At 69.3% G+C, this 22,663-nt stretch carries 16 protein-coding genes; 2 read left to right on the forward strand and 14 right to left on the reverse strand.

Translation table 11 applies throughout. From position 1 onward, the window contains the following. Positions 1-45: 45 nt before the first annotated feature. From AB0L95_RS02515 to AB0L95_RS02530, 4 genes are all read right to left on the reverse strand, one after another. Positions 46-2,919: a stealth conserved region 3 domain-containing protein gene (locus tag AB0L95_RS02515; protein WP_365155657.1), complete on the reverse strand. Its 2,874-nt coding sequence runs from the start codon at positions 2,917-2,919 to the stop codon at positions 46-48. 8 nt (positions 2,920-2,927) lie between these two features. Beyond that, entirely contained in the window at positions 2,928-3,794 is an 867-nt protein-coding gene (locus AB0L95_RS02520) for a hypothetical protein (protein ID WP_365156479.1), read from the reverse strand. Positions 3,795-3,889: 95 nt separating this feature from the next. Then, positions 3,890-5,644, reverse strand: coding sequence for a stealth family protein (locus AB0L95_RS02525; protein WP_365156482.1), 1,755 nt, complete (start codon positions 5,642-5,644; stop codon positions 3,890-3,892). 453 nt (positions 5,645-6,097) lie between these two features. Then, positions 6,098-7,213: a hypothetical protein gene (locus tag AB0L95_RS02530; RefSeq protein ID WP_365156485.1), complete on the reverse strand. Its 1,116-nt coding sequence runs from the start codon at positions 7,211-7,213 to the stop codon at positions 6,098-6,100. Between the two features lie 289 nt (positions 7,214-7,502). On the opposite strand from AB0L95_RS02530, the gene AB0L95_RS02535 reads away from it, so the two are divergent. Next, on the forward strand, positions 7,503-8,579 hold the full coding sequence (locus tag AB0L95_RS02535) for an LCP family protein (RefSeq protein WP_365155659.1): 1,077 nt from the start codon (positions 7,503-7,505) through the stop codon (positions 8,577-8,579). 37 nt (positions 8,580-8,616) lie between these two features. On the opposite strand, the gene AB0L95_RS02540 is transcribed toward AB0L95_RS02535, so the two are convergent. Continuing rightward, positions 8,617-9,630 carry a hypothetical protein gene (locus AB0L95_RS02540; protein WP_365156488.1) on the reverse strand — a complete coding sequence of 338 codons (1,014 nt, stop codon included), beginning with the start codon at positions 9,628-9,630 and terminating at the stop codon, positions 8,617-8,619. Positions 9,631-9,903: 273 nt separating this feature from the next. Between AB0L95_RS02540 and AB0L95_RS02545 the strand changes: the two genes are divergently transcribed. Next, positions 9,904-10,302 carry an NTP pyrophosphohydrolase gene (locus AB0L95_RS02545; RefSeq protein WP_365155662.1) on the forward strand — a complete coding sequence of 133 codons (399 nt, stop codon included), beginning with the start codon at positions 9,904-9,906 and terminating at the stop codon, positions 10,300-10,302. Positions 10,303-10,326: 24 nt separating this feature from the next. Here AB0L95_RS02545 and AB0L95_RS02550 read toward each other — a convergent pair whose 3' ends face one another. The 9 genes from AB0L95_RS02550 to ngcE all read right to left on the reverse strand — a co-directional run bounded on the left by AB0L95_RS02550 (position 10,327) and on the right by ngcE (position 22,526). After that, positions 10,327-11,847 (reverse strand): amino acid permease, encoded by a 1,521-nt coding sequence (locus AB0L95_RS02550; RefSeq protein ID WP_365155665.1) that lies wholly within the window; start codon positions 11,845-11,847, stop codon positions 10,327-10,329. Between the two features lie 144 nt (positions 11,848-11,991). Beyond that, positions 11,992-13,965, reverse strand: coding sequence for a 1-deoxy-D-xylulose-5-phosphate synthase (dxs, locus tag AB0L95_RS02555; protein WP_365155668.1), 1,974 nt, complete (start codon positions 13,963-13,965; stop codon positions 11,992-11,994). Positions 13,966-14,201: 236 nt separating this feature from the next. After that, positions 14,202-15,494 carry a sugar ABC transporter permease gene (locus tag AB0L95_RS02560; RefSeq protein ID WP_365155670.1) on the reverse strand — a complete coding sequence of 431 codons (1,293 nt, stop codon included), beginning with the start codon at positions 15,492-15,494 and terminating at the stop codon, positions 14,202-14,204. After that, positions 15,491-16,282, reverse strand: coding sequence for an ATP-binding cassette domain-containing protein (locus tag AB0L95_RS02565; RefSeq protein WP_365155673.1), 792 nt, complete (start codon positions 16,280-16,282; stop codon positions 15,491-15,493). Before AB0L95_RS02565 ends, AB0L95_RS02560 begins: the two co-directional genes overlap by 4 nt. A gap of 179 nt (positions 16,283-16,461) precedes the next feature. Beyond that, the gene (locus tag AB0L95_RS02570; RefSeq protein ID WP_365156490.1) at positions 16,462-17,565 is read right to left on the reverse strand and encodes a sugar ABC transporter substrate-binding protein; all 1,104 of its coding nucleotides are present in this window, start codon (positions 17,563-17,565) and stop codon (positions 16,462-16,464) included. A gap of 133 nt (positions 17,566-17,698) precedes the next feature. Continuing rightward, entirely contained in the window at positions 17,699-18,898 is a 1,200-nt protein-coding gene (locus AB0L95_RS02575; RefSeq protein WP_365155676.1) for an ROK family transcriptional regulator, read from the reverse strand. A 198-nt stretch (positions 18,899-19,096) separates the two neighbouring features. After that, positions 19,097-20,020, reverse strand: coding sequence for a carbohydrate ABC transporter permease (locus tag AB0L95_RS02580; protein ID WP_365155679.1), 924 nt, complete (start codon positions 20,018-20,020; stop codon positions 19,097-19,099). Positions 20,021-20,035: 15 nt separating this feature from the next. Beyond that, on the reverse strand, positions 20,036-20,971 hold the full coding sequence (locus tag AB0L95_RS02585) for a sugar ABC transporter permease (RefSeq protein ID WP_365155682.1): 936 nt from the start codon (positions 20,969-20,971) through the stop codon (positions 20,036-20,038). Positions 20,972-21,083: 112 nt separating this feature from the next. Then, positions 21,084-22,526, reverse strand: a complete 1,443-nt coding sequence (gene ngcE / locus AB0L95_RS02590) for an N-acetylglucosamine/diacetylchitobiose ABC transporter substrate-binding protein (RefSeq protein ID WP_365155685.1) — start codon at positions 22,524-22,526, stop codon at positions 21,084-21,086. Positions 22,527-22,663 lie beyond the last annotated feature (137 nt).

Consider the following 22,663-nt stretch of genomic DNA (forward strand, 5'->3'; position numbering starts at 1 on the left):
GCGACGGGGACGGCGGGGACGACAGAGGCGGTGGCGACGGCACGGTCACAGCGGCCATCCCGGCAGATAGCCCGCGTGGGCGCGCTGATTGCGCGGTGATCCGGTCTCGAACTGGCTCGGCACCGGGAAGTAGCTCGGCAGGAACGCGGCGAGGATCGCGTCCTGTTCGTCCTCAGGGACGTCACCGTCGTGGTAGTCGTTGAGGCAGAACACGTCGTGCGGACGCACGGTGAGGATCCGGTTCAGCCTGGCGGCGTGCTCGCTCAGGCCGACGTTGACGAATCCGCACGAGATGCTGCCGGGCACACTGCGCTGGGTGTGGAAGCCGAAGTAGTGGTGCAGCGACGAGGCGACGGACAGATCGCTGTGGCTGCGCAGCCGGCTGGCCGCGGTGTCCGCCACCGCCTGCTGGTAGCGGTGCTCGATGTCCGCGAGGACACCGCGCCGCAGCGGGTGCGGCGCGTGCAGGAAGGAGTGCACCAGCGTCTGCCCGAAGTCCCGCTCGACCAGAGCCCGGTTGTTCTTCGCGGCGCTGATGTTGAACTCGTCCTCGGCCGCTCCGGGTCCCATCGGCACGGCCGTCGGCGACATGAAGTGCTTGGCCTGGCCGTTGCCGAGGAAGAACATGTCGGGCCGCACGGTCCGGCCGAGGAACACATCGTCGTTGAAGTAGAGGAAGTGCTCGGCCAGCCCCTCGATGTGGTGCAGCTGACTCTCGATGGCGTGCGAGTTGTAGGTGGGCAGCACACCCGGGTCGCGGAAGATCTCGCTGTGGTCCACGACCCGCACCCGCGGATGGCCGAGGTCCAGCCAGTGCGGCACCTGCCGGTCGGTGACGAGGTGGATGGTGCGGATCCACGGGGCGTACATGTCGATGGACCGCAGGGAGTAGCGCAGTTCGTCGCGGTCCCGGAAGCGGGCGGCGCTCGTGGCCGCGTCCTCGGTCTCAAGGCCCATGGCGGCCAGGACCGCGTTCTTGCGTTCCAGCCATGCCATGTCGGCGCCGTCGACCCAGGTGTAGACGGCGTCGACGGGGAAGGTGATGTCTCCGTGCAGCGCCCGCCCGAAGGCGTCGATCGTCGGGTAGGGGCGGCTGCCCAGGGTGAGGGTGCCGCGCCGCATGGCGCTGTTCGGGACCCGGTCGCCGATCAGCGTGCGTGCGGGGGCCCTGAGGTGGTTCTCGTCCTCCGGGTCGGTGTCCCAGAAGGAGATGGTGCAGCCGTAGACGGCGCCGAGGCGCAGCAGACGTGAGTGCGAGACCACGTTCTGGTACACCCGGATCCCCGAGGACGGGGTGTCGGCGTAGGGGGCGGCGAGACCGGCGAGGACGGTCGCCACCGTCTTCTGCCCCTCGTTGAGCACCGCGGCGTACACGGCCTCCTCGGCATACCGGTCGGCGAGTGCCTTGAAGACCGCCTCCTTGTGCACCGCGTGGACGGCGACCGTGTGCCGCACCAGGCTGTCGCGGACCACGAGATAGGGGATGTCCGCGCCTTCGAGGGCGCCCGCGGCCAGGGCGAGGTTCTGCTGGACGACGTCCCAGGGCGACTCCCAGTCGAGGAGCCGGCACAGCTGGCCGCCGTCGTGCACCAGATGGCCGCCGCGCTTGAGCAGCCGCTCCTCCAGTGCGCGCTGGTCGGAGGTGCGCACGGTGGTGGCGGGGGCGGGGGACGCGGCGGGCAGGGTGCCGTCGTGGCCGCTGTAGAAGGCGTGCACGGCCCCCCGCTCGGCCTTGGCCACGGCGCGGCGGCCGCTGTCGCGCTCGGCGGCGAGTTCGTGGAAGATGCGCTCCCAGTGCGCGGTGACGACGGTGGGCGAGAAGCGGTTGACGGACGCGAGGGCCGCGGCGCCCATCCGCTCCCGTAGTTCGGTGTTCTCGATCAGCAGGAGCAGGGCCGAGGCCAGGGCGTCGGTGTCGCCGGGCGGTACGAGGATCCCGGTCCGCCCGTCGATGACCACTTCACGCGGACCGTTGGGCGAGTCGTAGGAGACCACCGGGACGCCGGCGGCATGGGCCTCGGCGAGCACCAGGCCGAAGGCCTCGTTGCGGGAGGTGAGCGTGGCGATGCTGGCCTTGGCCCACTCCTCCGCCAGATGCCGGGAGTTGCCGTTGAGCTGGACGCAGTCGTGCAGTCCGAGCATGTCGATCTGCCGGCGCAGGGCGCCGCTGAGCGGTCCGTCGCCGAAGATCCTCAGCTGCCAGTCCGGGTGGTGCCGGGCCACGGTCGCCCAGGCGGTGACGGCATGGTCGATCTGCTTCTCCGCCACGAGCCGGCCGGCGATCACCACGGTACGGGTCCGCAGGGTGGAGCGGGGACGGAAGCCGCTGGGCAGGGCGTTGGGCACCACCTCCAGACGGGGTGCGGCGGGACCGAGGGTCTCCGCGAACCACTCGCGGGTGCGTTCGCTGAGCACGGCGAGCGCGTCCAGCCGGGAGGCGTAGCGGCGCAGCGGCTCCCCGCTGGTGCCGCGCAGTTCCGAGACCCGGTGTTCCTGGTGGACGGTGATCACATGGGCCGGGGCCAGCTGGACGGCGAGAGCCATCAGGGCGGGGGTCGTCGTGACCAGGACGTCGGTGTCGGTGCCCTGGAGGGCGAGTTCGAGTTCCACGTCGGACAGCCGGTTGAAGGCCGACTCCCAGGACCGGACGACGATCTGGCTGGGCTGGGCGGCCAGGCCCGCCCACACCGAGTCGTCCACTTCGGTCGGGCGCAGCGGGCGAGGGGTGCGCGCGGTGAGGTCCACGAGGTAGTCCACGCGGACCCGTTCGTCGGGGGTGAAGAACTGCGCCGGTCTGCTCTTGAAGACACTGAGCACCCGGACGTCGTGCCGGGCGGCCAGCTCCGACGCCTGGTTGAACACGGCGCGTTCGGTTCCGCCCACGGCGTCGGCCGTGGTCAGCAAAAACGTGATCTTCATCTGTCGGTTCAGCCTGCCTCGGGCATGCGCGTGCAGGTGACCCGGAGATTTCCTGCGGGGGTGTAGCGCGGTTGGACGATCATGGGCGGGTGGCCCTGGGGGGTGACGGCGAGGCCGCGCATGGCGAAGACGCGCAGCGGGTTGCGTACATCGTGCAGCCGCCGTCCGAGGCGCAGGGACCGGCCGGTCGCATCGCGGAGCACGACGTCCCAGTGTTCGGGCCGGGTCCCGCGGGGCGTCATCCGGCTCAGCGGCACGGCGACCCAAAAGCGGTCCGGTCCGAGGGGTTCGACGGCCTGCTCGATCATGCGTCCCGCGGCGACGAACTCCGCCCGCGGTCCGTCCACGGACGTGCCGAACACCCGGAAGTCGACGGTGACGCCCGCATGGGTCAGCTGCACCTTGGTCACCTCGACAGCGGCGCGGGCGGCCGTGCTGACCACCCGGGCGCTGCCGCGGACGGAGCGTCCGAGCCTGTGGCGTTCCCCGGTCACCGGGGAGGCCTCCATGGGCTTGGTCGGTCCCTCGTACGGAACCGGGGGCTCCAGCAGGAGCAGCGACAGCGTGCGGGACCGGCGCCCCGAGTACAGCTTCAGCCGCAGGCGCCAGCGCCCGGTGCCGACGGGCACCCCGCCGACTTCGGTGCCCAGCAGGATCGCTGCGTCGACCAGGGCCTCGCCGGACGGGCCCTCGTGGACCCGTGCCTCGCAGGGGTGACGGCGGCGGCCACGGCGCAGGACGATCTCGGCCCGGTCCGGCAGGCCTGCGGAGGGCGGCAGTTGGGCGTGCAGGTTCACGGTCTGGCCGTCGAGGATGGCGGCGTAGCGCAGGTGTGCGGTGCGCCCGCGGCGCAGCGGCACGAACAGGCGCAGCATGAGCCAGGTGCGCAGGGCGGCGGCGCGGGCACGCAGTCGGCGGCGCGGGCCGCCCGCCGCGCCACCCGTGGTGGCGCGGCCGGTGGGTCGGGGAGTCATGAGCCGGCGCGTCCCAGCTCGGCGACGCGCGCCGGACGACGGGGGGCCACGATGCCGGAGGCCCTCTCGTAGGGGCTCGCCACCGGGAAGTAGGCGTTCAGGAAGTTCTCGACCATACGGCTCTGGGCTTCGGGGTCGGCGGCGGTGACCGTGTCGTTCATGCAGAAGGTGTCGAAGTTGCGGCGGGCCAGGAGGGTGTCGAGCCTCCGCTGGGCCAGCGCGTCGGCGAGGTCGACGTAGACGTAGCGGATGTCCCCGATGGTGGCCCGGGCCGAGTGGTAGGCGTAGTAGTGGTGCAGCGAGGAGGCGATGGGCACGTCGCCCGGCGACCGGAAGCGGGAGTGCTGGGTCACCCGGTGCGCCTTGTCGTAGACCTGCTCGATCTCCGCGAGCACACTGCGCCGCAGGGCGTGCGGGGTGTGCTTCATCTTCTGGGAGATGACGGTGCCGAACTGCTGGGCGATGAGTCCGCGGCTGTTCTTGCCGGCCGCGTTCACGGGCAGGTCCTCGGTGCTGGCCCGGCCGGACGGGATCAGGGCCTTGGACTGGAAGAACTTGGTCAGGCCATTGGGGTGGAAGAACTGCCCCGGCTGCACGGGCCGGCCGAAGAACACGTCGTCGTTCAGGTAGAGGAAGTGTTCCGAGAGGTCGGGGATGCGGTGCAGCTGGCTCTCGATCGCGTGGGAGTTGAACGTCGGCAGCGCGGCCGGGTCGGAGAAGATCTCCCGGTGGTCCACGACCCGCAGTCCGGGGAAGTCGGTGTTCAGCCAGGCCGGTGTCTGGCCGGCCGTGACGAGGAAGATGTTGCGCACCCACGGGGCGTACTGGTGCAAGGAGCGCAGCGAGTACAGCAGTTCGTCGCGGCTGGTGTAGCGGGCGTCGTTCGCTGCCTGCTCGTGCAGGGTGTTCCCCGGGGCGCCGGTGAGCCGGCCGCGTGCCGCGTCACGGCTCGCCCGCCATGCCGGGTCGGAGTCGTCCACCCAGGTGTAGACCACGTCGATCGGGAAGAGATGGTCGTCGGGCAGGGCGGCGACGAACTCGGGCAGGGTGCGGGCGTGGCCGGTGGTGTACACGGCGGGCACAGCACTGAATCGTTTCTGCTCGGCCCAGCAGCGGCCCGCGTCCACCGGCACCTCGGTCACCACGCGATTGGGCCGCGGCGCGACCAGCAGGCCGTCCTGTTCGGCCCAGAACTCGATGTCACAGCCGGACTCACGGCCGAACACCAGGTGTCCGGTGGGGTCGCAGACGTTCCACGCGACGCGCAGCACGTGCTGCCCGCGCAGGGCACGCCAGCTCGCGGCGGACGCACCGGGACGCATCTGCCCCGGGGAGACGGTGCCGACGTACCCCGGGCTCTCCACGCACAGCAGCCGCAGCACTTCCTCCACCTCGGCGCGCTGCCCGGCCGGGACGGCCACGCAGGGAGCAGCTGACGCGGCGCCACGTACGCAGAAGTAGTCGATGCCGGCCTCACCCAGGACGGAGACGAGGATGTGGAGATTGCGCGCCCGGGCGGCCCAGGCGGTGGCCCCGGGCACCTCCATGGCACGGACATGCCTCCCTGCCACCCGCACGACACGGATGCGGCCCGCGGAAGTGTGCTTGCCGGCCTTGCGCTGCCCGCCCAGCGCCCGGACCACGACGGCGGAGCGCACGGCGTCGGCCGAGGCCAGGGAGCGCTTCACCGAAGCGCGCAACGGAACCGGTACCCGGCGTACGATCCGGCGTCGCGCCCCCACCGGCACCAAAGATCGATATGTCGACACAAGGGCGCTGGCCTCTGGATTGTTGAGGCTCACCTGATTTCCGCACCATCCACTTCGAAACCGGGACACACCGCCCGGCTGTCCGTCGGCGACACCGCCGCTCCCCTGCCTTTGCCATGCGTACGCCGACCACCGCCCCCCGGCGGCGACTCCGGCTCCCCTCCCCTGCCGACGACCGCACCCCCTGGTGCGGTGTCCGCCGGGACCGATCGGCACACCTCTCCCTTAACCCGCAGACCACCCGTTGCTTACCTGCGCCTTACCGATCGGACAGAATGTTTACATCTGCTCCTCAAACTGTCCAGAAGTAATCGGTTTCTGGTGGAGCCTCTGTCGTCAATGCCACATCCATGGAGACTTGATGGAGGCTCCGGTGAGACACCGGGAAGGCGCCGAGGCGGTGCCCCCCGGCCCGGCGCGCGCCACCTCGTCGCGTCAGACGCGCAGCCAGTCCCCGAACATGAGCCCGGGTCCGGACGACTGCCGGGCCACACAGAGGGTGCCGTCCGGATCGAAGGCGGCCAGCACCACACGGCCGTAGGCGTCCCGCGCGAGGGCGGGTGCGCCCAGACAGGACCTGCCCGCGTCCGTCCACCACAGCCCCGCCGACTCGGCCTCCGTGCCGCACACGCCGAACAGAACGCCGCCGTCCACGCCCCGGTGCGCGAGCACCGTGCAGTCGTAGCCGTCCAGGAGGGCGCGCAGCACGGCATTGGCCCCGTCACCGGGAGCGCCGCCCAGCGACACGGGCCAGCCGCCGGGCCGGTGGCAGACCAGACCGGAACCGGCCGGGTCGGTCCAGTAGTGGGTCAGCCGGCCGGGGGCGGTCTCCACCGCGGCCACGGAACCGGGCAGCGGGGCCGGCCGTATGTCGTGGGACCGCTGCGGTGCACCGCCGGATTCCGGCCGGACCCAGTGCAGCGCCACACCGCCGGCGGGCGCGAACACCTCGACCCCGCCGCTCGACGTGGCCGTGGCGAGCAGTCCGTCCCGCACGTCGGTGCCCCGTAGATCGGCCCAGGGTTCCCAGCGGCCGCCCTGCCCCTCACGGCGCATCATGAGCCCGCCGCCCGCGTTCCGTACGAAGACATGGACCGTGCCGGAGGTGTCCACGGCGGCCGTCGGCACCCCGAAGCGCCGGGCCTTGTCCGGCTCGCGATGCGGATTGCCGAGGGAACGCCATTCCGTCACCGGACGGCCCGTCTGGTACTGGATCGCGTGCACGATGTCCACGTCCGCACGGCCGTCCGGCTGCCGACGCTCCCGCCGGCCCGCGAAGTGGACGTAGGTGTCGGCACCCTGGGCGACCGTGAGATGCGTGAGGCCGGCGACCGGGAACAAGTCGGGCGCGGACCAGTCGGGTCCGCCGGGCCGGGTCTCGGTCCAGCGCAGCAGTCCGCCCTCGCACGGGGCGTACGCGGTGAGCCTGCCGTCCTTGCCGCGCACCAGCCATGAGCCCGCGGCGGTCCCGGTCACGGCGGATGACGGCGTACCGACCGCGACCGCGGGGGTACGGCGTCGCTGCGCGGTGCGCACGGACCGGCCCCGCATGACCATGACGGACTCCTTGCAGAACACGCCCGGCCTCGGCCCGGGAACCCGGAATTCACGTGGAATTCTCACATCATATGCATAGGACATACACTCCCCCGGGCTCGGACCGAGGGCACGGCACCGCTTCCCGGGCAGCGCCATGGGTGGCGTCAGGGGACATGACGAACCATCACCGCGAATCATGTGATTCGGATCACGGTCATACAACGCCCGGGGCATGTGACCGGTCTGTCCGATCACCCGAGCACTCCATGCCCGGCCGAAAGAAGACGAGGACACCGATCCGATGACGACCCCAGCCGTCGAGAGCCCGCGCGGATCGCGCCGCGCCTCCAAGGCCGCCAAGCCCCGCCGCCGCAAGGGCCGGTGGGTCCTGCTCTCGCTGGCCGTGCTCGTCGTGGCCGCGGGCGGCACCGGCTACTGGCTCTACAGCGGCCTCGACAACAACATCCAGGGTGTCGACATCGACAGGGCCCTCGGCGACGACCGGCCGGAGAAACTGCCCACTTCAGGACAGAACATCCTCGTCCTGGGCTCCGACTCACGGGCCGGCGCCAACGCCGCCCTCCACACCGGCAATGTCTCCGGGGCGCGTTCCGACACGGCGCTGGTGATGCACATACCCGACGGCCGCACCAAGGCCGTCGCGGTCAGCATCCCCCGCGACACCCTGGTCACGCGCCCCGAGTGCACCAAGTCCGACGGCACCCAGGTCCCCTCGGCGAAGCGCGTGATGTTCAACTCCATCTACTCCCAGGTGGGTCCGGCCTGCGTGGTCAAGACCGTGGAGCAGATGTCCGGGGTCCGCATGGACCACTACGTCGAGATCGACTTCGCCGGTTTCAAGGGGCTGGTGGACGCGATAGGCGGGGTCACCGTCACCGTCGACCAGGCCATCCACGACAAGTCCAGCGGTCTGAACATCACCGCGGGCACGCACCGGCTGAACGGCACGCAGTCGCTGGAGTTCGTCCGCACCCGGCACGGCATCGGGGACGGCAGCGACCTCGGCCGCATCGGGCTCCAACAGCAGTTCATGCTGGCACTGTTGGGCGAGATCAAGAAGCAGGACCTGCTGGGCAGCCCGACGAAGGCCTACAAGATCGCCGACAGTCTGACCGCGGCGCTGACCACCGACTCGGGGCTCGCCTCCCTGACCAAACTGGCGGACTTCGGCCGCAGCATGAACGGGGTGGACCCGTCCACCATGGAGACGATCATGCTTCCGGTGGCGTACGACAGGATCGACCCCAACCGGGTGGTCGCCGCCGAGCCGCAGGCGAGCACGCTGTGGAAGGCGATCCGGACCGACTCGGTCATCCCCGCCTCGGCGAAGAAGTCCCCGGCCACCGGCGGCTCCTGACGAACGATCGCCGGGGAGCAGCGCCCCCGGCGAGCCGTCACACCGACTGCCACGCCGCCAGCGCCAGCCCCGGCTCGTCCTTCTGACGGGCCACGCGGAGTTCACCGTCCGGGGTCAGGCTCGCAGCCGTCACCCGCCCCTCGGCGTCCTCGGCCAGCGCGACCCGCGTGCCCACCGGCAGCTGCGGGCCCGACTCGCTCCACCACAGGCCGGCCGACTCCTGTTCGGTGGGGCAGGCCGCGAGGACGACCCGGCCGGAGTCCGAACGCTGGGCGAGCAGCGTGCAGTCGTAGCCGTCGACGGCGCAGCGCAGTGCCGCCACCGGACCCGCTCCCGCGGTGCGCAGCAGCGGGACCGGGTCGCCGCCCGGACGCCAGGCGTGCAGCATGCCCTCGGGGTCCGCGAAGAACAGCGTGGTGTGCTCCTTGGAGGTGGGCAGGGCGGTCAGCGTGCCCGGCCGCACGGCCGCCTCCAGCGCCTCGTCGGGCACCAGGACCCCACCGGGCTCCTCCTGGCGCCAGCGCAGAATGCCGTCCGACGTGGTGGCATACAGCTCGACGCGCCCTGACCCCGCGGCCACGGCGGCGAGTTCCTCGTGCGCGCCCGGGCCTCCGATGTCGCGCCAGGGGCCCCAGCCGCCGCGCTCCTTCTGGGCGAGCATGCTGACGCCGCCGCCCTTGTTGCGCGTGAAGACATGGGCGCGGCCCTCGGCGTCCACCGCCACCGCCGGCAGCCCGGTCCGGTCGCCCTTCTTGTCCGGGTGGCCGACCGGGGTCCAGTCGAGCGCCGCCAGATGCGGACGGAAGTGGGTGGAGTGGACGAGCCCCGACTCGCCCGGGACCGTGGGGCGCCACGCGACGAGGTGGGCATACCCGTCGGCGCCCTGGCCGAGCGCCAGTTGGGCGTGGAGCCGCTGGTCCCCGCCGACCTTGCGCGGGGGCTCCCAGGGAAGGCCCGGGTGGTGTTCGGCCCGGCACCACACCGCTTCGTCCCGCGAGGCGTAGGTGCTCAGGCTGCCGTCCCGGCCGCGCAGCAGCCAGGAGCCGTTCAAAGTACGGACCGTTGACACTCCCCCACTCTAGTGCTGCGACCGGGAAGGTTCACCGGCTCGCGACTCCCCCCGCCCGGCGGCTGGGAGGTGCCCCCCAGGCACGGCACCTCGCCGCGTTGTCGCATCACCCGCGTACATCCAGTACGCGGGCGATGCTCCGCCTTGCGATCCACCGCACCGGACGCCGCTGGCTTTCCGGCAAACCGTCCGGCCACAGCACTGGTCGGGAGAGCCCGCCGGGCGGGTGTCGCAGGCTCGTGCGAGGCTGTGGGCATGAGCGCCCCGCCCCTGGTGATCGTCGACGCCGCGAACGTCGTCGGATCCGTGCCCGACGGCTGGTGGCGGGACCGGCACGGCGCCGCGGAGCGACTGCGGGACCGCCTGGCGGGATACGCCGAGCGGGGGCTGCCCGGCCGCCCCGGTCCGGTGGAGCTGGTGCTCGTGGTCGAGGGCGCGGCACGCGGGGTTCAGTCCGTGCCCGGCGTACGGGTGGAGACGGCGCCCGGCAGCGGTGACGACCGCATCGTCGAACTGGTGGAAGCGGCCGGGGACCGGCCCGTCCTGGTCGTCACCGCGGACCGGGAGCTGCGCCGCCGGGTCGGCGACCGGGGCGCGGAGTTCGCGGGTCCGCGGTCGTTGCGCGATCCGGAGCCTCCGGCCGGCCCGAGCTGAGAAGCGGCCCGAGCTGAGAAGCGCTCACGGGGTCGCGTCGCCCGGCCGCCCGGCCGCCCGCCCCGCCGCACGCTGCTCCTCGCCCACCCGGCTGTGCCTACGGCCGTAGAAGAAGTACACGAGGAAGCCGACCACCAGCCAGACGGCGAACCGCAGCCAGGTCGTGGCGGGCAGGTTCAGCATCAGCCACAGCGAGGCGCACACCGAGAGGGCGGGCAGCACCGGCACGAACGGGGTGCGGAAGGCGCGGTGCAGATCGGGGCGGGTGCGCCGCAGAACGACCACGCCGATCGCGACGACGACAAAGGCGAAGAGCGTACCGATGTTGATGAGTTCGGCGAGTTCGCTGAGGCTGGTGAAGCCCGCGACCACAGCGATGACCACGCCGAGCAGGACGGTCGGCCGGTGCGGGGTCTTGAAGCGCGGGTGGACCCGGGAGAAGAACCGGGGCAGCAGTCCGTCCCGGCTCATCGCGAAGAAGACCCGGGTCTGACCGAGGAGCAGGATCAGGCAGACCGTGGTCAGGCCGACGGCGGCACCGAAGCTGATCACTCCCGCGTACCAGGGGTGTCCGATGCTCTTGAAGGCGTCGGCGAGCGGTGCGTCGACGGACAGGTCGTTGTAGCGCTGCATCCCGGTGACCACGATCGACACCGCCACGTACAACGTGGTGCAGATCAGCAGGGAGCCGAGGATGCCGCGTGGCATGTCGCGCTGCGGGTTGCGGGTCTCCTCGGCCGTCGTCGACACGATGTCGAAGCCGATGAAGGCGAAGAAGACGACGGACGCGGCGGTGAAGATCCCGAGCACTCCGAAGTCGGAGGGCACCCAGCCGGCGATGAGCTGGATGAGCGGTGCCTTGAGGCTGCCGGCCGCCGGTACGGCCTCGGCCTTCGGGACGAACGGCTTGTAGTTGGCGGTGTTGATGAAGAAGGCACCCGCAATGATCACGATCAGCACGACGACGACCTTGACGGCGACGACGAGCCGCGTGACCCGGGCCGACAGCCTCATCCCGACGACGAGGATGGCGGTGAGCATCAGGACGAGCCCGGCGGCGAGGATGTCGAAGCCGAATCCGCCGGTCCCCTCGTGGCCGCTCAGCGCCGCGGGCAGATGCAGGCCCGCGTTGTCGAGCAGGGAGCGGATGTATCCGGACCAGCCGACGGCGACCACCGCCGTGCCCAGCGCGAACTCCAGGACCAGGTCCCAGCCGATGATCCAGGCGGGCAGCTCGCCGAGGGTGGCGTACGAGAACGTGTAGGCGGATCCCGCGACCGGGACCGTCGAGGCGAACTCGGCGTAGCAGAGCGCAGCGAGCGCGCAGACGACAGCGGCCACGACGAACGACAGCGAGACGGCCGGTCCCGCGTTCTCCTTGGCGACCTTGCCGGTGAGCACGAAGATGCCGGTGCCGATGATGACCCCGACGCCGAACACGGTCAGATCCAGCGCGGTGAGGGTCTTCTTGAGCGCGTGCTCCGGCTCCTCGGTGTCCTGGATCGACCGCTCGATGTTCTTGGTCCTGAAGAGGGTGCTGCTCACGGCGTACCTCCCACGCTTGTCGTCCTCGACATGATCGAGAGGGGCCGTAGTGCGTATGCCCCGAAAGAGTGGGATTCACGCAAATGGGCCGGTCCCGCCACCGTAAAGGATGGCGGGACCGGCCCGGGCCGATCGGCGGGAGGGTCAGTCCCGTGCGGACTCCACCGAGTCCACGGCCCGCGCGGCGGCCGTACCGTCGGCGGAGATCCCGCCGTTCGGGCGGATCCGGGAGGAGTAGGGAAGGCCGTCGAGCTTGGCCACGAGGCCGGTGACCTGGCGGGCGATGTCCGGCGCGGTCAGGCCGATCTCCGCCATGACCTCCTTGCGGGAGGCGTGGTCGAGGAAGCGCGGCGGGACGCCGAAGTCGCGCAGCGGCACATCGACGCCCGCGTCACGCAGGGCCTGCGCGATCGCCGAACCGACACCGCCGACCCGCGAGTTGTCCTCGACGGTGACGACCACCCGGTGCTGCTCGGCGAGCGGGGCGAGCGCCGCGTCGACGGGCTTGACCCAGCGGGGGTCGACGACGGTGGTGGAGATGCCCTGCTTCTTGAGCAGGTCGGCGATCTCCAGGCACATGGGCGCGAGCGCGCCGACGGACACCAGCAGCACGTCCGGCACCGGGGCGTCGGCCTTGCGCAGCACGTCCATCCCGCCGACCTTGCCCACCGCGGGGACCGCCGGGCCGACGACGCCCTTGGAGTAGCGCAGCACGGTCGGCGCGTCATCGACCTCCACGGCCTCGCGCAGCTGGGCGCGCAGTTGCTCGGCGTCGCGCGGGGCGGCGATCCTGAGGCCGGGGACGACCTGGAGCATCGACATGTCCCACATGCCGTTGTGCGAGGCGCCGTCGTCGCCGGTGACGCCGGCCCGGTCCAGCACGAAGGTCACGCCGCACTTGTGCAGGGCGACGTCCATGAGGACCTGGTCGAAGGCGCGGTTGAGGAAGGTGGCGTACACCGCGAAGACCGGGTGCAGTCCGCCGGTGGCGAGGCCGGCCGCGGAGACCGCGCCGTGCTGCTCGGCGATGCCGACGTCGTAGATCCGGTTCGGGAAGGTGTCCGCGAACTTCTTCAGGCCCACGGGGTGGAGCATCGCCGCGGTGATGGCGACGATGTCCTTGCGCTCGTGGCCGAGCTTGACCATCTCGTCGCCGAAGACGGAAGTCCAGCTGGCGGCGGCCGCCTTGATGGGCAGGCCGGTGTCGGGGTGGATGGGGCCGATGCCGTGGAAGCGGTCGGCCTCGTCCTGCTCGGCGGGCTTGTAGCCGCGGCCCTTCTCGGTGAGGCAGTGCACGATGACCGGGCCGCCGAACCGCTTGGCGCGGGCGAGGGCCGACTCCAGGGCCTCGATGTTGTGGCCGTCGATCGGGCCGACGTACTTCAGGCCCAGGTCCTCGAACATGCCCTGCGGGGCGATGAAGTCCTTCAGGCCCTTCTTGGCGCCGTGCAGGGTCTCGTAGAGGGGCTTGCCGACGACGGGGGTGCGCTCCAGCACCTCCCTGGTGCGGGTCAGGAACTTCTCGTAGCCGTCGGTGGTGCGCAGGGTGGCCAGATGGTTGGCGAGACCGCCGATCGTCGGGGAGTACGAGCGCTCGTTGTCGTTGACGACGATGACCAGGGGGCGGTCCTTGGCGTCCGCGATGTTGTTGAGCGCCTCCCAGGCCATGCCGCCGGTCAGCGCCCCGTCACCGATGACGGCGACGACGTGGCTGTCCCGCTCCAGCAGCTCATCGGCCTTGGCGAGGCCGTCGGCCCAGCCGAGGACCGTGGAGGCGTGCGAGTTCTCGATGATGTCGTGCTCGGACTCGGCGCGCGAGGGGTAGCCGGACAGTCCGCCCTTGCTGCGCAGCTTCGAGAAGTCCTGGCGGCCGGTGAGCAGCTTGTGCACATAGGCCTGGTGGCCGGTGTCGAAGAGGACCTTGTCCTTGGGCGAGTCGAAGACACGGTGCAGGGCGATGGTGAGCTCGACCACACCGAGGTTGGGGCCGAGGTGGCCACCGGTCTTGGACACGGCGTCGACGAGGAAGGTCCGGATCTCCTCTGCCAGCTGGTCCAGCTCCTCCAAGCTGAGCTGGTCCAGATCGCGCGGTCCCCTGATGCGGGTCAGCAGCGGCACCCGTGCCTCCTTGCAGTAGAGCTGAGTCGAGCTTTTGCTGGGCCTGTCGAGTCTAATGTTCCGCCTGTGCGGATCATGAGCGGCCCTGGCGTTCGGGGCATATCCGTTTTCGGCCGCACCCTGCCGGCCGGGGCCGGACAAGACTGTGCCCGGCACCGCCATGGGCGCCGGGCACGGGTCTGTCAGGGGACGGTCGCGTCCCGCCCACGAGGCGCAGAGCGCCCCGCGGTGGGGGACTAGGCGCGACCGGCCGTCTTCTGCGTCTTGCGGGTGACCGCGTCGATGACGACGGTCGCCAGCAGAACACCACCGGTGATCATGTACTGGACCGGGGAGGCGATGCCCTCCAGGGCGAGGCCGTACTGGATCGAGACGATGACCAGCACACCGAGCAGCGCGTTCCAGGTGCGGCCACGGCCGCCGAAGAGCGACGTACCACCGATCACCGCGGCGGCGATCGCGTTCATCAGCAGGTCACCGGCACCGGCGCCCTGGTTGGCGGAGGCGATCTTCGAGGCGATGAACAGACCGCCGATCGCGGCGAAGGTGCCGGAGATCGCGAAGACCGAGATCCGGACCGTGGCCACGTTGATACCGGCACGGCGGGACGCCTCCACGCTGCCGCCGAGCGCGAACACCTTGCGGCCGTACGCGGTGCGGCGCAGGACGAAGTCCGTGATCAGCAGCACAGCGATGAAGATCACCACGGCGAGCGGCAGGCCCTTGTACTGGTTGTAGACGATGGCCACGGCGAACGAGAGGATCGCCAGCAGCACCGTCCGCAGGATCGTCTCGCTCAGCGGCCGGGACGGCACACCGGCGGCCTCGCGCCTCTTGTTGCCGAAGTAGGCGCTGAGGAAGTACAGCACGGTCACCGCGAACGCGAGCCCGTAGGCGGCGGCCACGTCGGAGAAGTAGTACGTCGTCAGCTTGGCGACCAGGCCGTCGCTGTTCAGGTTGATCGTGCCGCTGTCGCCCAGGATCTGGAGCATGAAGCCGTTCCAGAACAGCAGACCGGCCAGGGTGACGGCGAACGCCGGCACACCGATCTTCGCGAAGACGAAGCCGTGGAGGGCTCCGGCGACCGTACCGGTGAGGATGGCCAGCACGAAGGCCAGCACCTCGTTCATGCCGTGGGTGATGTTCAGCACCGCGAAGGCGGCACCCGCGACGCCGGACACCGAGCCGACCGACAGGTCGATCTCACCGAGCAGCAGCACGAAGACGATACCGACGGCGATCATGCCCGTGCCGACCATGGCGACGGAGATGTCGGAGAGGTTGCCCGCGGTGAGGAAGTTCGAGTTCAGGCTCTGGAAGATGATCCAGATGATGGCCAGGCCGACGACGACCGGGATCGCGCCCAGGTCACCGGCCTTCATCTTGCGCTTGAACTCGCCGATGTAGCCCGCGAAGCCCTGTTCGCGCACCAGCAGCCGGGGGTCGACCGCGGTGACCGCCTTCGCGGCCGCCTCGGGGTTCTCCACGGCCGTGTCCTCGGGGGGTGTCGAGGTCTTGTCGATGCTCACTTCTTGATCTCCCCATTGCTGCGCGCCGCACGACGGGTCACGGCGTTGTCCGTGGCGCCGGTGATGGCGGAGATGATCTCTTCCTGAGAGGTCGACTTGACCTCGAAGATGCCGTTGTTGTGTCCCAGACGAAGCACCGCCACCTTGTCGGCGACGGCCTTCACATCGGCCATGTTGTGGCTGATGAGGATCACGGCGTGACCGCGCTCGCGCAGCCGCTCCACCAGGTCGAGGACCTGCGCGGTCTGCTCGACACCGAGGGCGGCGGTGGGCTCGTCGAGGATGACCAGCTTGGGCTCGCCGAGCATGGAACGGGCGATCGCCACGACCTGGCGCTGACCGCCGGAGAGCGAGGCGATCGGGATACGGACGCTCGGGATGCGGATGGACAGCTGGTCCAGCAGCTCACGCGAGCGCCGCTCCATCTCCACCTCGTCCAGCACGCCGCGCCGGCGGATCTCCCGGCCCAGGTACAGGTTGCCGACGACGTCGATGTTGTCGCACAGCGCGAGGTCCTGGTAGACCGTCGCGATGCCCAGGTTCTGGGCGTCGTTCGGCTTGCCGATGTTGACGGTCTTGCCTTCCCACTCGATGACGCCCTCATCGATGGGGTGCACGCCGGCGATCGTCTTGACCAGCGTGGATTTTCCGGCGCCGTTGTCGCCCACGAGGGCGACCACCTCTCCGGAGTGGACCTCAAGCTCTACGTCGGTGAGCGCCTGTACGGCACCGAACCGCTTGGAGACCCCGCGCAACGCCAGCACGGGCGTAGCGGACACGTGAACCATCTCCTTCGCCGCCTGACCCGGCGGGAGGTTGTGCAGAAGTTTGGGGGATGTTCCGTCCGGCGCCCCGCTACGAGCTTGCGGGGCTGGTGAGAGCGGGACGCCGGAGGAGCTTGCGTGTGCCCGGTCCGGTACGGGAATTCACGGACGAATTCCCGTACGAGGAAAGGACTCGGGGTCGCTTACTTCAGACCGATCTTGTCGCAGGCGGCCTTGAACTGCGCGGTGCAGATGTCGGCCGTGGTGTAGATGCCGTCCTTGATGACGGTGTCGTTGATGTTGTCCTTGGTCAGCGACTGGACCGGGACCAGAACCGACGGAACCTGCTTGGTGGTCGGGCTGTCGACCTTGTCCTTGGCGATCGAGTCGAGCGACTTGCCCTGGGCGAGCGCGACGGCCATCTGCGCGGCGATGTCCGCCTCCTGCGGGTAGGACTTGTACACGCTCATGTACTGCTCACCCGTGACGATGCGCTGCACACCCGCGAGCTCCGCGTCCTGGCCGGTGACCGGGATGTTGGTCAGGCCGGCGGCCTTGAGGGCGGTGATGATACCGCCGGCCATGCCGTCGTTGGCGGAGTAGACGCCGATGATGTTCTTCTTGCCGAGGGCGGAGATGGCGCCCTCCATGTTGGTGTTGGCGTTCTCCGGCTTCCAGTCCTTGGTGTCGTACTCCTTGCCGACGTTCACCTTGCCGTCGAGCACCTCGTGGGCGCCCTTCTTGAACTGCGCGGCGTTCGGGTCGGTGACGGAGCCGTTCATCATGACGATCTTGCCGGACTTGGCCTTGGAGCCCAGCGCCTTGAGGAGGGCCTCGCCCTGGGTCTTGCCGACGGTCTCGTTGTCGAACGAGGTGTAGGCGCTGATCGGGCCCTGCGCGAGGCGGTCGTAGGCGACGACCGGGATGCCGGCGTCCTTCGCCTTCTGGACCGAGCTCTTTATGGCCGCAGAGTCCACCGCGTCCACGATCAGCACGTCGACCTTGTTGGTGACCATGGTGTCGACCTGCTGGTTCTGCGTGGTGGCGTCCTGCTTGGCGTTGGCGTAGACAACCTCGCCCTTGCCGTTCGTGAGCTCCTTGACCTTCTTCTCGATCAAGGGGCGGTCGAACTTCTCGTAACGCGCGGTCTGGTTCTCGGGGAGAAGCAGACCCACCTTGATGGCGTCGCCCTTCTTGGCGCTCGGCGCGGACGAGGAGGAGCCGCCACCCGACTCCTTGGCGCTGCCACATGCGGCCAGCGAAACGGCCATGGCACCAGCAGCAACGGCGAAGGCCGCACGACGCATACGCGTGTTCACTTCAGAAACCTCCCTGACGAGGCCGCGTCGTTGCGGCCGAGGTGGCTGGAAGTCAACTCGGCCGCACGTGCGACGTCAAGAAGTAAATCCTTAACGAGATGGCAACGGTGCCATCCGTTCTCTAAGTGAAGGCAGGCACGACGGCAGAAAGAGTGCCGTCCAAAAGGGTCGAATCGCCCATCTCGCTGAGCGCGAGAGCGAGCGCTCCGAGCACCTCGGCGCGACCCCCGAGCGCCCCCGGCAGCACCGACAACTGCCGTGCGGCACTGGGAATCGCGTACCGGCCCACCGACTCCCTGATGGGCCCGAGAACCAGCTCTCCGGCCTCGGCGAGATCACCGCCCAGGACCACGCGGCTCGGGTTCAGCAGATTGCAGAGATTGGCGACCCCGCTGCCGATGTGGCGGCCGACGTCGGCGATCACCCGGCGGCAGCCCGGATCCCCGTCCCGCGCCAGCCTGACCACGCCCTCCATGGTCAGATCGGCGCCGTGGCTGGGCTGGAGCAGCGGCAGCACATACCGCGCCGCCGTGAACGTCTCCAGGCAGCCCCGGTTGCCGCAGCGGCAGACGGGACCGGATTCATCGAGAGTGATATGCCCGATTTCTCCTGCCGTACCGCCGGGCCCCCGGTAGATCGTCCCGTCGATCACCAGACCGGCGCCGACACCGCTCGCGACCTTGATGTACGCGAGGTCCTTGACCCCCCGGCCACTGCCCCAGACCAGCTCGCCGAGGGCGCCCAGGTTGGCGTCGTTGTCCACGTGCACCGGCACGCCGAGCCGCCCCCGCAGCTCCTCGGCGGGCCTGGCGCCGGTCCAGCCCGGCAGGATCGCGGTGGAGCCGAGCGTGCCCGACTCGACGTCGATGGGACCGGGTACCCCCAGACCCACGCCGGCGATCTTCGACCGGTCCACCCCGGTCGCCTCGATCAGCCTGCTGACCAGCTCTTCCGCCCGGTCGAAGCCCTGCGCGGCGGAGGCGTCCACATCCAGCGGCTCCGCCTCCTCGGCCAGCACCTGATGGGCGAGGTTGCCTACCGCGACGCGCAAATGGGTGTGCCCGAAGTCGATGCCGATCACGATGCCGGCATCACCGCTCAAAGAGACGCTACGGGCCCGCCGGCCGCCCGACGACGTGGGCGTGACCTCAACGGTTCCGCCGTCCTTGAGCTCCCGCACGATATTGGAGACCGTTGCCGCGGACAGACCCGTCGTCCTCGCGATCTCCGCCTGCGTGAGGGACCCGGCCAGCCGCACGGCACGTACAACCCGCTCCAGGTTGGCTCGGTGCAGCGACGACTGCGACCCTGGAGTCTCCACGACGACCTCCTGAGCACGGGACCGCTTCGGTGAGGCCCCGCCTATGTCCAACTAGTGAACTCTAAGCTGAGCCGTTCGGGTTGCCTCCCGTCAAGAGGTTGAACCGCATCCGGGTCCTTGGACACAGTGCCGCGCGCCGCCCGGGAGCCCCGAGCGGCGCGCACCGAATACGTCACGGAGTGTGACGAACCCTTGGGGTTACTTGAGTGTCGCCGAGGTCAGACCCGCTTGCACCTGGCGTTGGAAGGACAGATAGACCACCAGCATCGGGATCATCGCGATGGTCACGCCTGCGAACAGAACCGGCAGGTCGGAGGCGTATCCCTGCTGTTGCTGGAGCTGGATGAGGCCCTGGGTGAGCACATAGCGTTCGGGGTCCGAACCGCTCTGCGGCTGCATCAGAACCGTCGGCAGGATGAACTGGTTCCACTGACCCAGCGTGTTGAAGATCCCGACGCTGACCAGACCGGGCTTCGCCATCGGCAGCATCACCTGGAAGAACGTCCGGGTGTGCGAGGCACCGTCCAGGACAGCCGCCTCGAAGACCGCCGTGGGCAGGGTCCGGAAGAAGGCGTGCATGAAGAACACCGTGAACGGCATCGAGTAGGCGATGTAGACCAGGATCAGACCCTGGTAGGTGTTCAGCATGTCCAGCCGTTTGACCATGAAGAACAGCGGGACCAGGGCGAGGAACACCGGGAACATCGCGCCCGCGACGAAGAAGTAGTACAGGAACCGGTGGCCCGGGAACGGGTAGCGGGCGAGCACGTACGCGGCCATCGAGCCGAACAGCATCGTCAACGGCACCGAGAACACCAGCACGATCACGGTGTTCAGGAAGTAGTCGCCGATCCCCTTGTCCCAGGCCCGCCGGAACACGTCGAAGGACCACTCGTGCGGCAAGCCGAAGGCCGAGCCGCCGATCTGGGCGTCGGTCTTGAAGGAGCTGAGCACCAGCCACAGCAGCGGCAGCACGATCAGCAGGGCCCACAGGGCGAGGAAGCCGTGTGAGAAGACGTTCAGGACCACGCCCTCGCCGCGCCGGTCGCCGGGGCGGAGGGGAACCTTGGCCGCGGACCGCTGGGCGGGCACGGCCGCGGTCTGCTGGATGGGTGCGCTCATCGTCGTCTCTCCCGCTCAGAACTCGATGCGCTCGCGGCGGGTGGCGCGCAGCGTGACCACGGACAGGACCAGGGTGAGCAGCAGCATGACGACGCCCATGGCGCAGGCATAGCCGCTCTTGCCGAAATAGAGGAAGTTGCGCATCATCACGGTCGACATGACGTCGCTGTGATGGTCGGGGCCGCCGCCGTAGGCACCCATGTTCTGGGTCATGGAGGAGACCAGGACGAACATGTCCATGGCCACGATGCCCAGATACACCCATGCGGTCTGCACGGTGTCCCACAGCAGCGGCAGCGTGATGCGGAAGAAGGACTGGGAACGGTTCGCACCGTCGATGAGCGCCGCCTCGTAGATGTCCTTCGGAATGGACTGCATGGCGGACGAGAACAGCACCAGATAGAAGCCGACGCCGTGCCAGACCACGACCAGGATCAGCGCCCACAGCACCAGGTTGGGCTCGTTGAGCCATTCCACGGGATTGTCGGGGTCGACCAGGCCGAGTTTGATGAGGAAGCCGTTCAGCAGACCGCCGCCGTCACTGCGGTACACCGCGTTGAACAGCACCGCGAGAATCGCGAGTGACAGCACCTGAGGAAAGAAGTAGACGATCTTGTAGAACTTCGATCCCGCCACGCCCTGGACGCCGCCGGCCCGGCTGCGACCGCCCGCGTTCACCATGAAGGCGAAGAACAGGGCGAACAGAATGGTGATCACCGGGATGAAGACCAGAAACAGGATGTTGTGCCAGATGGCCTCCAGGAAGACGTCGTCCTGGAGCAGCGCCCGGTAGTTGTCCAGGCCGACGAACTTGAAGGTCTGCGACTGGCCTTTCCAGTCGGTCAGCGAATAGCCGAACGTCTGGATGTACGGCCAGATGACGAAGATCAGATAGAGCGCCACGGGGGCGAAGAGAAATCCCGCGACGAACCGGTACTGCCCTTTGTGCATGGCGTTCCTGCCCCTGGTGTGCCGTTCCGGGCCGGGAATCGATCTGATTCCCGGCCCGGAATCCGGTCGGTCGAGCGGGCCCCGGTCGCGCGGGCCCGGCCGGCGGCGAGCCTCAGTCGTGGTGGTTCTTCTTGGAGGCCGGGTCCTTGGCCTGCTTGTCGACCGCGGCCTGACAGCGCTTCAGCCACTCCTTGGGCTGGATGCGCTTGGCCATCAGCTCGTTGGAGGCGTTCTGGATGTTGGTGTCCATCTCGCTGTACCAGTCCGGGTAGAGGAAGCGGAAGGTGTTGGTGCCCGCCGCCTTGGACGCCTCGACCGTGGACTGCGTGCCCGGGCGCAGGGTCACACCGGTGTCGACACCGTTCTGGAGGATGGTGAGCGAGTTGGCCTGCTTGGCGAACAGCGTCGACCACTCCTTGGAGAGCATGTGCCGCATGAACTCCTTGGCCCCGGGCAGGTTCTTGGCCTTCGCGGGGATGATGAAGGGCTCGCCGGAGCCGGCCCGGATCGCCTCGAAGGGCATCTCGCTGCCGGACAGCGGCGGCATCGGCAGGAACTTCATGTCGAAGTCCGACGGCGTCTGCTTGAGCTGCTCGTTCTCCAGCCAGGAGCCACAGGTGATGAAGGCGGCCTTGTACTGGTTCCAGCGCGTCTGCGACTCGGTGTGGGTCAGGCCGTTCGTGCCGGGCATCAACAGGCCCTTCTCGACGACCTCGTAGATCGCCTCGATGCCGGCCTGTGCGGCGTCGGAACCGACGAACGCCTTCGGGTCGAGGTTGTCGATCGCCTTGACGGCGTCGATACCGCCCTTCTTGGCGATCATGTCCATGATGGCGACGTTGATGTAATAGGGGTACTTGCCCTGGTGGGCGAGGCCACCGATGCCCTGCTTCTTGGCGTCCTGGCAGATGGCGAGGAAGTCGTCCCAGGTCTTGGGCGCCGTCCAGCCCTTCTCCTTGAAGAGTTTGCCGGAGTACCACAGACCCCACACCGTGTAGATGTAGTTGAGGGCGACGACCTTGCCCTCCTGGATGCCCGGGTCGAGAGTGCCCGGGATGAGGGTGTCGCGGACCTTCTTGCTCGGGTCGTCGACCGACGGCGCGTCGAGGACCTCCGCGAGGTCGAGCAGCTGGCCGTTCTTGTAGAGGACGTCGACCTTGATCTGCTGGGCGCCGGAGTCGTCCACGATGTCCGGCGGGTTGCCCGCGTTGAAGCGGGGCTGGAGCTTGCCCGTGATCTCCTGGGTGCCGGTGTGGGTCGAGGTGATGCCGAGCTTCTTCTGGTAGTCGGCCTCCCACGCCTTGGCGTAGTCGTCGCCGTAGCCGCCCTTGAAGACGACGACGTCGAGCTTGCTGCCCTTCTCCGCGCCGAAGGGGTTCGTCTTGGACGTCTTCCCCTTGGTGTTGTCGTCGCTCGAACCGCCGCCCCCGCCGCTGGCGCACGCGGACAGAAAGCCCATCGCGGGGACGGAGATCAGACCGAGCGCGGCGGACCGCTTGATCAGGTCGCGGCGGCCGACGCCCCCGGATGTGTTCTCGCCGGAAGTGGATCCCATGCTCAAGTCCTCGCCTTCTCCAGGACTCAGGCGGTGAACCGGATCCTCCGGCACCGCGGTGATGGTGAAGCTGGGGTCGTGCATGAGGGATTCGGTGGGAGAGCGCTACAGCCCGTCGTGCCGAAAACGGTCCGCCG

It is taken from the genome of Streptomyces sp. NPDC052036 (genome assembly GCF_040680495.1).
Taxonomy (GTDB): Bacteria; Actinomycetota; Actinomycetes; order Streptomycetales; family Streptomycetaceae; genus Streptomyces.

Excerpts from the sequence above, each read along its gene's own strand:
- AB0L95_RS02515 (WP_365155657.1), bottom strand. The coding sequence starts at position 2,919 with ATGAAGATCACGTTTTTGCTGACCACGGCCGACGCCGTGGGCGGAACC.
- AB0L95_RS02570 (WP_365156490.1), bottom strand. The coding sequence starts at position 17,565 with ATGCGTCGTGCGGCCTTCGCCGTTGCTGCTGGTGCCATGGCCGTTTCG.
- AB0L95_RS02585 (WP_365155682.1), bottom strand. The coding sequence starts at position 20,971 with ATGCACAAAGGGCAGTACCGGTTCGTCGCGGGATTTCTCTTCGCCCCC.
- AB0L95_RS02530 (WP_365156485.1), bottom strand. The coding sequence starts at position 7,213 with ATGCGGGGCCGGTCCGTGCGCACCGCGCAGCGACGCCGTACCCCCGCG.
- AB0L95_RS02520 (WP_365156479.1), bottom strand. The coding sequence starts at position 3,794 with ATGCTGCGCCTGTTCGTGCCGCTGCGCCGCGGGCGCACCGCACACCTG.
- AB0L95_RS02565 (WP_365155673.1), bottom strand. The coding sequence starts at position 16,282 with ATGGTTCACGTGTCCGCTACGCCCGTGCTGGCGTTGCGCGGGGTCTCC.
- AB0L95_RS02535 (WP_365155659.1), top strand. The coding sequence starts at position 7,503 with ATGACGACCCCAGCCGTCGAGAGCCCGCGCGGATCGCGCCGCGCCTCC.
- AB0L95_RS02580 (WP_365155679.1), bottom strand. The coding sequence starts at position 20,020 with ATGAGCGCACCCATCCAGCAGACCGCGGCCGTGCCCGCCCAGCGGTCC.
- AB0L95_RS02545 (WP_365155662.1), top strand. The coding sequence starts at position 9,904 with ATGAGCGCCCCGCCCCTGGTGATCGTCGACGCCGCGAACGTCGTCGGA.
- ngcE (WP_365155685.1), bottom strand. The coding sequence starts at position 22,526 with ATGGGATCCACTTCCGGCGAGAACACATCCGGGGGCGTCGGCCGCCGC.